The organism is Streptomyces sp. NPDC057900, assembly GCF_042887885.1.
In the GTDB taxonomy this organism is placed as follows: Bacteria; Actinomycetota; Actinomycetes; order Streptomycetales; family Streptomycetaceae; genus Streptomyces.
On sequence record NZ_JBHVOI010000001.1, the window covers coordinates 1,626,441 to 1,638,919 of the forward strand.

General features: G+C 71.7%; 11 protein-coding genes. 5 read left to right on the forward strand and 6 right to left on the reverse strand.

The features are described 5' to 3' along the window. Window positions 1-30 precede the first annotated feature (30 nt). From mnhG to ACFVQ0_RS06820, 6 genes are read right to left on the reverse strand one after another with little or no spacing between them, the layout of a single operon-like run. Window positions 31-384, reverse strand: coding sequence for a monovalent cation/H(+) antiporter subunit G (mnhG, locus tag ACFVQ0_RS06795; RefSeq protein WP_073734802.1), 354 nt, complete (start codon window positions 382-384; stop codon window positions 31-33). Further along, window positions 381-716, reverse strand: a complete 336-nt coding sequence (locus ACFVQ0_RS06800) for a monovalent cation/H+ antiporter complex subunit F (protein WP_390085228.1) — start codon at window positions 714-716, stop codon at window positions 381-383. The genes mnhG and ACFVQ0_RS06800 overlap by 4 nt, the downstream gene beginning before the upstream one ends. Beyond that, on the reverse strand, window positions 713-1,357 hold the full coding sequence (locus ACFVQ0_RS06805) for a Na+/H+ antiporter subunit E (protein ID WP_390085229.1): 645 nt from the start codon (window positions 1,355-1,357) through the stop codon (window positions 713-715). The genes ACFVQ0_RS06800 and ACFVQ0_RS06805 overlap by 4 nt, the downstream gene beginning before the upstream one ends. Further along, a complete protein-coding gene (locus ACFVQ0_RS06810) occupies window positions 1,354-3,006 on the reverse strand; it encodes a Na+/H+ antiporter subunit D (RefSeq protein WP_390085231.1) in 1,653 nt (550 codons plus the stop codon). Before ACFVQ0_RS06810 ends, ACFVQ0_RS06805 begins: the two co-directional genes overlap by 4 nt. Further along, window positions 3,003-3,650: a Na(+)/H(+) antiporter subunit C gene (locus ACFVQ0_RS06815; RefSeq protein WP_390085233.1), complete on the reverse strand. Its 648-nt coding sequence runs from the start codon at window positions 3,648-3,650 to the stop codon at window positions 3,003-3,005. The genes ACFVQ0_RS06810 and ACFVQ0_RS06815 overlap by 4 nt, the downstream gene beginning before the upstream one ends. Beyond that, complete coding sequence (locus ACFVQ0_RS06820; RefSeq protein ID WP_390085234.1) at window positions 3,647-6,565, reverse strand: Na+/H+ antiporter subunit A; 2,919 nt, start codon at window positions 6,563-6,565, stop codon at window positions 3,647-3,649. The genes ACFVQ0_RS06815 and ACFVQ0_RS06820 overlap by 4 nt, the downstream gene beginning before the upstream one ends. 337 nt (window positions 6,566-6,902) lie before the next feature. Here ACFVQ0_RS06820 and ACFVQ0_RS06825 point away from each other — a divergent pair, with 337 nt between their 5' ends. The 5 genes from ACFVQ0_RS06825 (at window position 6,903) to ACFVQ0_RS06845 (ending at window position 12,428) form a co-directional block, all read left to right on the forward strand. After that, the gene (locus ACFVQ0_RS06825; RefSeq protein WP_390085236.1) at window positions 6,903-9,821 is read left to right on the forward strand and encodes a nitrate- and nitrite sensing domain-containing protein; all 2,919 of its coding nucleotides are present in this window, start codon (window positions 6,903-6,905) and stop codon (window positions 9,819-9,821) included. Then, on the forward strand, window positions 9,818-10,255 hold the full coding sequence (locus ACFVQ0_RS06830) for a roadblock/LC7 domain-containing protein (RefSeq protein WP_311302621.1): 438 nt from the start codon (window positions 9,818-9,820) through the stop codon (window positions 10,253-10,255). The genes ACFVQ0_RS06825 and ACFVQ0_RS06830 overlap by 4 nt, the downstream gene beginning before the upstream one ends. Further along, window positions 10,252-10,653 (forward strand): DUF742 domain-containing protein, encoded by a 402-nt coding sequence (locus ACFVQ0_RS06835; protein WP_371630834.1) that lies wholly within the window; start codon window positions 10,252-10,254, stop codon window positions 10,651-10,653. The genes ACFVQ0_RS06830 and ACFVQ0_RS06835 overlap by 4 nt, the downstream gene beginning before the upstream one ends. A 6-nt stretch (window positions 10,654-10,659) precedes the next feature. After that, window positions 10,660-11,229, forward strand: coding sequence for an ATP/GTP-binding protein (locus ACFVQ0_RS06840; RefSeq protein WP_390085239.1), 570 nt, complete (start codon window positions 10,660-10,662; stop codon window positions 11,227-11,229). Window positions 11,230-11,294: 65 nt separating this feature from the next. Continuing rightward, window positions 11,295-12,428 (forward strand): FAD-dependent monooxygenase, encoded by a 1,134-nt coding sequence (locus tag ACFVQ0_RS06845; RefSeq protein ID WP_390085241.1) that lies wholly within the window; start codon window positions 11,295-11,297, stop codon window positions 12,426-12,428. Window positions 12,429-12,479: the final 51 nt, after the last annotated feature.

A 12,479-nucleotide genomic window follows, 5' to 3' on the forward strand; every position in this document is an offset into this window, starting at 1 on the left:
GATACGGGACCGGTTCGGCGGCTGCTGCTGTCAGCTCTCCTCCGTCAGTTGCTCGTCCAGTTCGTCGAAGAGCAGCTCGCCGTGGTCGACCTGGCCGGTCCGGTACGCGGAGCGCGCGACCAGGTGCGCGGCGACCGGGCCGGTCATCAGCTGGAAGAAGCCGATCAGCGCCAGGGTCGCCAGGTCCATGCCGCTGCGCAGCCGCAGCGCGACCCCGGCCAGCACGATCAGCATGCCGAGGGACTGCGGTTTGGTCGCCGCGTGGCTGCGGGACAGGACGTCCGGCAGCTTGAGCATGCCGATCACGCCCAGCAGGCAGATGGCCGCGCCGAGGAGGACCAGGACCGCGCCGGCCGTGTCGGTGATCTGGAGCCAGACGCTCATGGTGTCTCCCTGCCCGGCCCCTCGGGACCGTCGGCGCGCGCCCGGCCCGGCGGCCGGTCGCGTACGGCGATGAAGCGCGCGATGCCGACCGAGCCGGTGAAGCCGAGGAAGGCCAGCACCAGCATGATCGGGAAGTAGAACGGGTCACGGGCGAAGGCCGACTTGGCGCCGAGCCCGGCGATGATCAGGGCCGCGCAGACGTCCAGCGAGATCGCCCGGTCCAGCATGGAGGGGCCTCGCCAGATGCGGGTCAGCAGCCCCGCTCCCGCGATGACGATCACGACGACGGCCGCGATGAGCAGCCCCCGGTCCACGACCTCCGGAACGCTCATGCGTCCTCCCCCCGGTCTTCCGGCCGGTCGCCGGTGTGCGGTGCCGTCGGTGGTGGACCGGCGACGCGGGCGATCTCGTCGCGGGTGCCGAAGGCCCGTACGGTCAGCTCCTCCATGCGCCATACCGAGCGGCGGGCCGCGTCCAGTTCCGCGGGCCGGTCGGCGTCCAGGACGTGCAGGAAGACGGTGGCCGTGGCGCGGCGCACCTCGACGACGGAGCCGCCGGGCACGTTGGACATCGCGACGGCGGTCGCCGTGAGCATCAGGTCCGAGCGGCAGCGCAGTGGTACGGCGATCACGGCGGCCCGGTGCGGATGGTCGGCGAAGATCTGCCGGGTGACCTTCACGCCGGAGGTGTACATGTCGTAGAGCAGGAAGGCGGCCAGCCGCAGGATGCCCCAGGGGTGCAGTCGGAGCCCGAGGTCGACCTGCGGGAGCGGGAACGCCAGGCAGACCGCGACCGCCACCACCGCCCCGGTCAGCACGTTGGCCCAGTGCAGCCCGGACCAGAGCAGGACCCAGATGACGGTGAGCCAGGCGATCAGCGGCAGATCGAGCACGCGTCGGCGGCGGCCTCGGAACTCGCAGCTGAACGGCGGCAGGTCCTTGTTCCGGTAGGAGAACCTGATGAGTGGTCTCACCGTCCGAGCACCGCCTCGATATAGGGGGAACGTGCCAGCAGTTCGGCGGCCGAGCGGTCGGTGTACGAGGTCAGCGGACCGGCGAACACGGTGAAGGCGAGCCCGAGCGCGACCGTCGCTGCGGTGGCCCAGGTCATCGGCCTCGGCAGCTTCGTCGTGGTGGTGACGGCGTGGCCGTGCAGGGTGGCCGCCACCGCGCGCCCGGCCGGCTGGTGGCGGATCCGTACCCCCTCGTCGCCGGTGCCGGGCATCCGGTCCGGGCCCTCGTCGGCGTCGCTGTCGTCGTCCTCGTCGGACTCCAGGACGGTGCCGTCCAGGGCCTGTCCGGGGGGCGCGGCCCGCCAGAACGCCAGGTTCCAGACCTTGGCCATCACGTACAGCGTGAGCAGGCTGGTCGCCGTCGAGCCGATGACGAGGATCCAGGCCCAGACGCCGCCGTCGGCGACACCGGCGCGCATGAGTCCGAGCTTGCCGATGAATCCGGACAGCGGCGGGATTCCGGCCAGGTTCATCGCGGGTACGAAGAAGAGGACGGCGAGCAGCGGGGCGGCCCTGGCGATGCCGCCGAGCCGGGTGAGTTCGGTGGTGCCGCCGCGCCGTTCGATGAGCCCGGCCACCAGGAACAGCGTGGTCTGCACGGTGATGTGGTGGACGACGTAGACGATCGCACCGCCGTACGCCTGCCGGGTGGCGAGGCCGATACCGAAGATCATGTAGCCGATGTGGCTGATGAGGGTGAAGGAGAGGAGCCGCTTCAGGTCGGTCTGGGCGACGGCCCCCAGGATGCCGACGGCCATCGAGGCGAGGGCCGCCGCCATCAGCAGGTCGCCTAGCCGGTTGCCGGGGAAGAGCAGGGTCTCGGTGCGCAGCATGCAGTAGACGCCGACCTTGGTGAGCAGTCCGGCGAAGACCGCGGTGACCGGGGCGGGCGCGGTCGGGTAGGAGTCGGGGAGCCAGGCGGCGAGCGGGAAGACGGCGGCCTTGATGGCGAAGACGGTCAGCAGCATCGCCTGGATCAGGGTCTGGACGCCCAGCGGGAGTGCGGCCAGGCGACCGGCCAGCTGGGCGAAGTTGGCGGTTCCGGTGGCCGCGTAGGTCATCGCGATGGCGGTGAGGAAGAGCATCGAGGAGAACAGCGAGATGATCACGTAGGTGGAGCCCGCGCGGACCCGGGGGCCGGTGCCGCCGAGCGTGAGCAGTACGAAGCTGGCGACCAGCATGATCTCGAAGCCGACGTAGAGGTTGACCAGGTCACCGGCGAGGAAGGTGCAGGAGACCCCGGCGACCAGGATCAGGTACGCGGGGTGGAAGACCGCCACCGGTGTCTCCTCGTCCCGGTCGGCCATGCCCTGGCCGAGCGAGTAGACGAGGACGCAGAGGGTGACGGCGGAGGAGACCGTCAGCATCAGCCCGGAGAGCCGGTCCGCGACCAGCGTGATGCCGAGCGGCGGCGCGAAGTCGCCCAGGTGCACGGTGAGCGGTCCTTCGATGTCCGCGTCGATCATCAGGGTGACCGAGAGCCCCAGCACGGCGGTGAGGACGGCGACGCTGATGAAGCGCTGGAACTGTTTGAGCCGGGTGCCGAAGGCGAGGCTCAGGCCGGTGGCGCAGAGCGGCAGCAGCACCGGCAGCGGGACGAGTGCGTTCACCCGGTGTCTCCTCGGTTCGGGCCGTCGGGGCGGGGCGGGTCGTCAGGGCGGGGCGGGTCGTCGGGCGTGGAGTCGGTGGCGGCCGCCGCGTAGTGCTCCGGGTCCGCGCCCAGGACGTCGTGCCACAGGTCACCGGAGGCGTCCCGGCCGCGGGCCTGGAGGGCGCGGTCGGCGCGCAGTCTGGCTCTCAGCCGGCGGCGCTCCGCGCGGTAGCGGCGGCGTTCCTCTTCGGTGCGGTCGGACTCGGAGCGGTACCGCTCGCGCAGTTCGTCGCGCTCCCCCAGTACCTCGGCGCGCAGCACGATGCGCCGGTCCTCCAGGTCGTCGTGGACCTCGTCCGTACCGTTCAGCTGGTGGCTGCGGTAGGCCATGGCCAGGAGGAACGCGGTGGTGGCGAGTGTGATGACGATGGCGGTGAGAGCGATGGCCTGGGGCAGCGGATCGGTGACCTTGCTCAGCGCGACGCCGTAGAGCAGGGGTTCGCGGCCGGCCGTTCCGGTGGCGGAGAGGACGAGCAGGTTGATGCCGTTGCCCGCGATCACCGCGCCCAGCAGGATCCGGGTGAGCGGCCGGGTGAGCATGAGGGCGCCGCCGACCGCGCACAGGACCGCGGCGGTCGCGAGGAGGGAGGCGCTGACGGTCATCCCGCGCCTCCCGTCCCGGGCGCCGGTCCTGGTCCGGCCGCCAGGTCCGCGGCCTCCTGCGCGGCGGCCCGCTCGATCTGCCGGTCGACCTTCGCGCCGAGGGCCCGCACGATGTCCAGCACCACGCCCAGCACCAGGAGATAGACACCGAAGTCGAAGATCACCGGCGTACCGAAGTGGTACGCACCGATCAGCGGCAGGTGTCCGTAGTACGTCCAGGCGTGCAGGACCGTTCCGTCGGCGAGGCCCAGCAGGGCGACCCCGGTGGAGAGGAAGAGGCCGAGGCCGGTGAAGAGTCCGGGCTGCAGCGGGGCGGCCTCGGCCAGTTCGAAGCGGCCGCCCGCCAGGTAGCGGACGATCAGCGCGACTCCGGCGACCAGTCCGCCGACGAAGCCGCCGCCCGGCATGTTCTCCGCGCAGAACAGCAGGTACACCGAGAGCACCAGGATCGGGTGGAACAGCAGCCGGGCCACCACCTCGAAGACGACGGAACGGTGCTCGGGCGCGAGCGTGGCGCCGGCCGCCAGCCAGCCGCGTTCCGGCGCCCCCTCGTCGCCGTGCGGCAGCCCCGGCAGCCGGGGCGCGGTCAACGACCAGGCGGTGTGCCCCTCCCGCTCCGGGGGCGCCGCGGCTCCCTCGGCCCGGCGGTGCAGATAGATCAGGCTCGTCACACCGATCGCGGCGGCGGCCAGCACGGCGGACTCCCCCATCGTGTCCCAGGCCCGCAGGTCGACCAGGATGGTGGCGACCACGTCCTTGAGGCCGTGGTGCGCGGTCTCCTCGACCATGGCGGCGCCCGCCGGACTCGCGGTGCGCGCGGCCGCCGCGACCCAGACGGCCACGCTCAGGGTGGCGGCCGCGGCCAGTGCCACCGGGATGCGCCCGGCGCGGCGCCAGCTGCTGACCGACTCCTGGAAGTGCACCGGCATCCGTCGCAGCACCAGCACGAACACGATCATCGAGACGGTCTCCACGCAGAACTGCGTGAGTGCCAGGTCGGGCGCGCCCTGGACGACGAAGAGCAACGCGGTCCCGTATCCGGTGAGTCCGGCGAGCACCACGGCCTTCATGCGGCGTCTGACGGTGAGGCAGAGCAGGGCGGCGGCGCAGGTCAGCACGGCGACCGCGCCTTGCAGCGGTGCGTCCCAGAGCCGGGGCGCGGCCGCCCCCCGCCAGGGCCGGTCCGTGGCGAGCACGGCCAGCTGCCCGCCGAGCATCACCAGCAGCGTGGTGGCGAGGTAGACGGAGAGCGAGCCGCGCTGGACGAATCCGGTGATCTGGAGGGAGAGCCGCTCCAGGCCGAGCAGCAGATGTCCGAAGACGTTGTCGGCGGTCGGCCAGGCGATCCTCCGGGAGAGCCGGGTGACCGCGCCGCGCCAGGCGAAGAGCGCGGCGCCGCCCGCCACGGCGACGGCGGAGAGCAGCAGCGCGGTGCCGAATCCGTGCCAGAGCGCGAGGTGGTAGGGGTGCGCGGGGGCCGGGAAGGTGTCCGCGTAGGCGCTCAGCAGGTGGTCGGTCCACCCGACGCCGGGGCCGAGGACCAGCCCGCAGGCGGCGAGCAGCGCGGGCGGGGCGAGGAAGGCCCAGCCGACCCGGTGGACCGGGGTGTCGGTGACGCCGGGCTTGCGCAGGAAGGCCCCCCAGACGAACCGGACGGTGTAGGCGACGGTCAGCATCGAGCCGGCGACGGTGATGCCCAGCGCCCAGCGGTCCGCGGTGTCGCCGTGCAGCAGCGCTTCGAAGGCCGCCTCCTTCGCGGCGAAGCCCAGCAGCGGGGGGATCGCGGCCATGGACGCGGCGGCGATCACGGCGACGGCGCAGACGTGCGGCAGCGCCCGTCCGACGCCGGAGAGTCTGCGCAGGTCCCGGGTGCCGGTCGCGTGGTCGACGATGCCGGTGACGAGGAACAGCGGCGCCTTGAACAGGGCGTGGGCGAGGATCATGACGGCGGCGGCCAGTGCCGCGTCACGGTTGCCGATTCCGGCGAGCAGGGTGAGGAAGCCGAGCTGGCTGACGGTGCCGTAGGCGAGGACGAGTTTGAGGTCGTTGAGGCGCAGCGCCCGCCAGCCGCCGAGCAGCATGGTCGCGGCGCCGAGGACCATCACGACGGGCCGCCACACGGGGACATCAGCGAATCCGGGTGCCAGCCGGGCGACCAGGTAGACACCGGCCTTGACCATGGCGGCGGCGTGCAGGTAGGCGCTGACCGGGGTGGGCGCGGCCATGGCGTTCGGGAGCCAGAGGCTGAACGGCCAGATCGCGGACTTGGAGAGCGCTCCGCACAGGATCAGCACCACGGCGACCGAGACGGCGACGCTCGTGCGGGGCGGGTCCGCGAGGATCGCGGAGATCCGGTAGGTGCCCGCCGCCTGACCGATGATCAGGAAGCCGATCAGCATGGCGAGGCCGCCGAGGGTGGTCACGGTGAGCGCCTGGAGGGCGGATCTGCGGCTGTGCCGGTGCTCGCTGTTGTAGCCGATCAGCAGGTAGGAGAAGACCGTGGTCAGCTCCCAGAACACATAGAGCGTGATCAGGTCGTCGGCCAGGACGAGCGCGAGCATCGCCCCGGCGAAGGCGAGCAGGTTCCCGGCGAATCCGGCCAGTTGCGGGGTGTCGTCGGTGAAGTACGAGGCGCAGTAGAGCAGGACGAGCGTGCCGACACCGGCCGCGAGCAGCACCATCAGTTCGGCCAGCGCGTCCAGGCGCAGGCCGAGGGCGACGTCGTAGTCCGGGATCCACTGCCACGACCAGGTGACCGAGGCGCCGGAGGCGGCGGTGTCCCACTGGGCGAAGGCCCAGCAGGTGGTGGCGGCGGGCGGCAGGGCCAGTACGACGAACGCGCGCGTGCCCAGTCGCCGGACCAGCGGGTGGGCGCACGCGGCCAGGACGAAGTGGCAGACGATGAGCGCGGTCATACGGCTCCGCGGTTCGGTCCGCCGCACGGTGTTGCAGAACAGGCAAAGGGCACTAAATACAGATATATCCCTGAACCGGCTTCACCCGTACGGCGCGCCGCGCCCACCCGTGCGCACTCAGATCGGTCACCACGGCTCCGCACCGCTCCGCGCGTAGATGGTGAGTCCGTGATTGTTCGGTGTTGCACATGTGAGGCCGCTTACTTTTCATTTTTACAGTGTGGCTAATATCTATCTGTCGAAGTTCTAAACGGATTTGACCAGTCGTGAGACTGGCATCATCGCCAAGGAGCATCCCCTGCGCACGCGCGCGTCTCGGCGGAGCGACTCGACCACCATGTCGCTGCGGACAGCCCTGCTCGTACTGGCCATCGTCCCCGGTGTCGCACTGGCAGCCCTCTGGGCCGTCACCAGTGGTCAGACTCTGCTCGACTTCCAGACCCAGGCAGCCCAGGGGCAGTTGGCCCAGAAGGCCGGCCAGCCGTCCAACATCGTGTACTACAACCTGCAGGAGGAGCGTCGGCTGAGTGCCGAGGCACTGGCCCGCCGCGGAGGAGCCACCGACGCGCTGAGCAAGCAGCGCAAGCTGACCGACGAAGCGATCACCAGCTTCCAGACCCTCTCCGACATCGACACCGGCGACGCACCCCGCGAGGTGCGCGACGCGGTCGCGCGGGCCCGCCAGGCGATCACCCAACTCCCCGCCCAGCGGACCCTCGTCGACGAGGGCGACGGCGATCAGCAGAAGGCCGTGTACCGCTACTACACGGATCTGATCACGGTCGATCTGCAGCTGTTCACCGCGCTCAGCCATGTGGACAACGGCAAGATCACCACGCTCTCGCAGCCGCTGGTCGACCTGTTCTGGGGCAAGGAGATGATCTCCCGGACGGATGCCCTGCTGGCCCGTGGCTGGCCCGACGGCAAGATCAGCACGGCGGACCTCCAGGAGGTCCGGCAGGCCGTATCCGCCCAGCCGTTCCAGTACTCCTCCAAGGTCGCCCCCTACCTTCCGCCGGACGAGAAGGCGATGTGGGACGAGATCGCCGCCAGTCCCGCCTGGAAGACCAAGACCCAGGTGGAGACGCGGGTGCTGCGTCCCGCCGATCCGGACAGTGCCGGATTCGTCAGCCTCGGCGTCAAGGAGAAGACCTGGCGCGGCGCGATGGACGATCTGACGCCCCAGCTGAAGAAGCTGATGGAGCACCGCACCGCGATGGTGGTCGAGAACGGCAAGGACAGCGTCATCTCGCTGCTGATCAGGGTCGTCCTGACCACCGTGGTCGGTCTCCTCGCGGTCATCGCGGTCATCTGGTTCACCTGGCGCCTCACGCGTAACCTGCGCCGCCGTATCGGCGGGCTCCAGGAACGCGCCGAGGAGCTGGAGAAGACGCTGCCCGATGTGGTCGACCGCCTCTCCAAGGGCGAGCGCATCGATGTCGAGGCCGAGGCCCGTGCCATCACGCCGGACAGCGGGAGCGGCAAGTCCGACGAGCTGACCCAGCTGGGCAACGCGCTCAACCTGGCCCGCACCAGCGCCGTGCAGGCGGCCGTCAGACAGGCCGACCAGCACCGCGGCTTCGAGCGGCTGCTGCAGCGCATCGCGCGCCGCACCCAGCAGTTGATCGGCCAGCAGCTCAAGAAGCTGGACGAGCTGGAGCGCAAGCACGAGGACCCCGAGGTGCTGGACGGCCTCTTCGACCTCGACCATCTCACCGCCAGGCTCCGCCGCTACGAGGAGAACCTGGTGATCCTCGCCGGCGGCTCCCCGCACCGGCGCTGGCGCAAGCCCGTTCCACTGCTGGACGTCATGCGTTCCGCCCAGGGCGAGGTACAGGACTACCGGCGCGTGGTGCTGGACCTGGACGGCACCCCGTGGCTCACGGAGCGGGCCGTCGGTCCGGTCTCCCATGTGCTCGCCGAGCTGATCGAGAACGCCCTCAGCTTCTCCAGGCCGCCGAGCCCCGTCGAGGTCAGGGCGGCCCGGGTGAGCCGGGGCCTGGCCATCGAGGTCGAGGACCGCGGCCTCGGCATGGACGAGCAACAGCTGGCCGACGCGAACGAACTGATGAGCCGTCCGCCCAGGATGGACGTGCTGGCGCACTCCGACGACATCCGGCTGGGCCTGTACGTGATCGCGCGCCTCGCGGACCAGCACGGCCTGCGGGTGGAGTTCCGTCCCTCCGCCTTCGGCGGCACCCGCGTCGTCGTGCTCGTCCCGGACGCGCTCACGGTCACCGAGCCGCGCACCGGCCCGGTGGGCGTACCGTCCCCGGAGGCCGCCCAGCCCTCCGCGCCCGCGTCGCCGGTCGCGACCGGCGACGCGGAGGCGCTGCCCACCCGGGGCCGGGGCCAGGCCCTCGCCGGGGTCACCGCGCTGCACACGTCCGGCGCACCGTTCGACGCGGCGGCCCCGTACAGCGTGGCGGCCGAGCCCTTCCCGGACGGGCAGCGGCCACCCGCACCCGCCGTCCAGGCGGAGAGCACCCCGGAGGGCACCCCGGAAGCCACTACGGGCGCCCCGGCGGGCGACCCGTTCGGCGGCTCCTTCGGTGACGCCCCCGGCTCCTTCGGGGACTCCCCCGCCTCCTTCGGCGGCTCGTCCGACGGACGCGAGCACCCGTACCCGCCGTACACCGCTCCCGTACCGGCGCCCGCGCCCGGCCCGGCTCCCGGCACCGCGTCCACTCCCGGTACGTCTCCGTACGGTTCCGCCGGGCCGGTGTCCCCGTACGGCGGGTCCCACCAGGACCCGTACGACCGGGACGAGCAGCCGTACATGAAGGCAGAGGGCCAGTACCCCGTACCGCACCAGTCGTACCCGACGCCGGAGGAGCCGTACATGACTCCGCAGCAGCCGTACCCCGGCCCGTATCCGGCGGGCGCCACCGGGCGCGCCGGGGGGCTGCCGGTGGCCGAGCCGGACCATCCGGCACCGCCGTCGTCCGCGATGGCCCCCGGCGGCGGGGCCGGCCGGCCCGCGCTGCCCGCCGCACCGGCCGCGGAACCTCCGTTGCCGCGCCGGGTACGGCAGGCCAGCCTCGCGGACGAGCTGCGGATCGACCCGGCCGCCGGGTCCACCGCGCCGCAGCCGCAGAGCCGGGACGAGACCCCGCTCCGACGACCGGCGCCCCGAAGGGCCGGCGCCGCGATCGGAGCCTTCCAGCGCCGTTCCCGCGCCGCCCGCGCGACCGACGAACCGCCGACGGATCCCGGCCCGCCCGCCCACCTCCCCACGAGAGAAGAACGGTCATGACACGCACAACCGCCACTCATCAGGACCTCGACTGGCTGCTCGACGGCCTCGTGGACTCGGTGGCCGAGACCCTGAACGCCGTGCTGCTGTCCGACGACGGCCTGGTGGTCAGCCACTCGCGCACCGTCGAGCGCGCGGACGCGGAGCGGCTGGCCGCCATCTGCACCGGCCAGCAGAGTCTGGCCCGGGGCGTCGGGCAGCTCTTCAACGGCGGCGGCGTGCACCAGGTGATCGTCGAACTGTCCGACCTGTGGCTCTTCATCATCTCGGCCGCCCAGGGCACGCACCTGGCCGTCGTCGCCTCCCAGGAGGTGGACGCCGAGATCATGTCGCTGGCCATGCACAACCTCGTCCAGCAGGTCGGCCAGAAGCTCAGCACCCCGGTGCGCGGTGAGTTCAACGCCTTCGGCGGCGGGGACGGGCCGCACGCGTGACCCCGCACTGGGAGGACGAGGAGGAGGACGGGGCGGGCACCATGGTGCGCCCGTACACCATCACCCGTGGCCGGACCGCTCCCGAGCGGGACGACTTCACCCTCATCACCGTGCTGACGACCGCACACGACCCGAGGGACGAACACGGCGCGGCGGCCCGGCCCGGCCGGCTCCAGCCGGAACACCGGATGATCCTGGAGCGCTGCCTGCGTCCCGCAGCGGTCGCCGAGGTGTCGGCCGACCTCAACCTCCCGGTCTCGGTGACCAAGATCCTGCTGGCGGACCTGGTGTCGCACGGCCTGTTGCTCGCCCGCGCCCCGCTCTCGGTGGCACGGGCGGCCGGCGGTGCGGACATGGGCGTGCTGGCCGCTGTTCGCGACGGACTCCGGAGACTCTGAGTAAAGATGACAAGCAGTCAGGCGGCCCCGGCCGCCGTCAAGATACTGATCGCCGGCGGCTTCGGCGTCGGCAAGACCACCCTGGTCGGCGCGGTCAGCGAGGTCGCGCCCCTGCGTACCGAGGAGTTCCTGACCAAGGCCAGCATCGGCGTCGACGATCTGGCCGGTGTCGGCCAGAAGGACACGACCACCGTGGCACTGGACTTCGGCCGGATCACGGTCAGTCCCGAGCTGGTCGTGTACCTCTTCGGCACACCGGGCCAGGAGCGCTTCTGGTTCATGTGGAACGACCTGGTGAACGGCGCGCTCGGCGGCGTCGTGATCGCCGACACCCGCCGGCTGGAGACCAGTTTCGCCTCGATCGACTTCTTCGAGAGCCGCGACATCCCGTTCGTGGTGGCGATCAACTGCTTCCACGGCCACAACACCCGCACGGCGGACGAGGTGCGGGCGGCGCTCGACCTCGATCCCCATGTCCCCCTGCTCGTCGGTGACGTGCGTGAACGGCCGTTCGGCCGGGACGTGCTGCTGGCCCTGGTCGAACACCTGATGAGCCTGCCGGTCGCGGCCGGCTGACGTGTCCTCCGGCCCCGGCCGGTACCCGCTGATTCCCGTTGACTCCCTCTCTGGAGAGACCCGATATGGCAACACCCCTGCGCGTCCTGGTACACGGCGGCGGCATCGGCGGGCTGACGCTCGCCACCGCCCTGGCCCGGCGCGGCCACACCGTCGAGGTCGTCGAGCTCCGCGACGAGCTCGACGCGCTCGGCGTCGGCATCATCCAGCCGTCCAACGCGCTCCACGTCATGCGGGAGATCGGGGTGCTCGACGACTGCCTGAAGGCGGGCTTCGAGTGGGAGGTCCTGACCATCGCGGACCCGGCCGGGAACACCCTGGCGGAGATTCCGCAGCCCCGGATGGACGACGCGCCGTCCAACAACGGCATACCCCGCCCCGCGCTGGCCCAGGTGCTCGGCAACGCAGCCCAGGCGGCCGGCGCCACGATCCGCTTCGGCGCCACCATCGCGGAGCTCACGGACGACGGCCAGGGCGTCGACGTCACCCTGTCCGACGGCTCGGCCGGCCGCTGGGACCTGGTCGTCGGCTTCGACGGCATCGGCTCACCGCTGCGCACCCGGCTGTACGGCGAGCGTTACGCCCCCCAGTACACGGGATTCGCCAACTGGCGGGTCACCGTGCCCCGTCAGGACCGGGTGCGGGGCGTCGTGATGAGCACCGCGGGCCAGGCGGCGAAGGCGCTGCTCACCCCGATCACGGAAGAACTGATGTACCTGGGCACGGTGTTCCCGGAGTCCGAGGACTTCCGGCCCGACCCCGCGAGGTCCCACGAGCAGCTCAAGGAGCGGCTGCCGATGTTCTCCGGTCCGGTCGCGGAGGCGCTCGCCACGGTCACCGGCCCGGAGGACGTGGTGTACTCGCGGATCTCCCAGGTGACCGTCGAGGAGCCGTGGCACGTCGGCCGGGTCGTGCTGGCCGGTGACGCCGCGCACGCGAGCACCCCGCACATCGCGCAGGGTGCGGCGATGGCCGTGGAGGACGCGCTGGTGCTCGCCCAGTCGCTGGACGCCGAACCGGACCTCGCGGCCGCGCTCGACGCCTGGGAGGAGCGCCGCCGTCCCCGTGCCATGTGGGTGCAGGCGATGTCGCGTGCCGTGCTCAAGCAGGAGACCGGCGGCGAGACGACGCCGGAGGAGGACGAGCTGCTGAAGGTCGGCATCCCGGGCGCGGCCCACGTGCTGGTGAAGCCGTACTGACTGCCCGGACAGTTCGGATCCCTCGGACGGGCCGCGCGGTTCAAGCCGCGC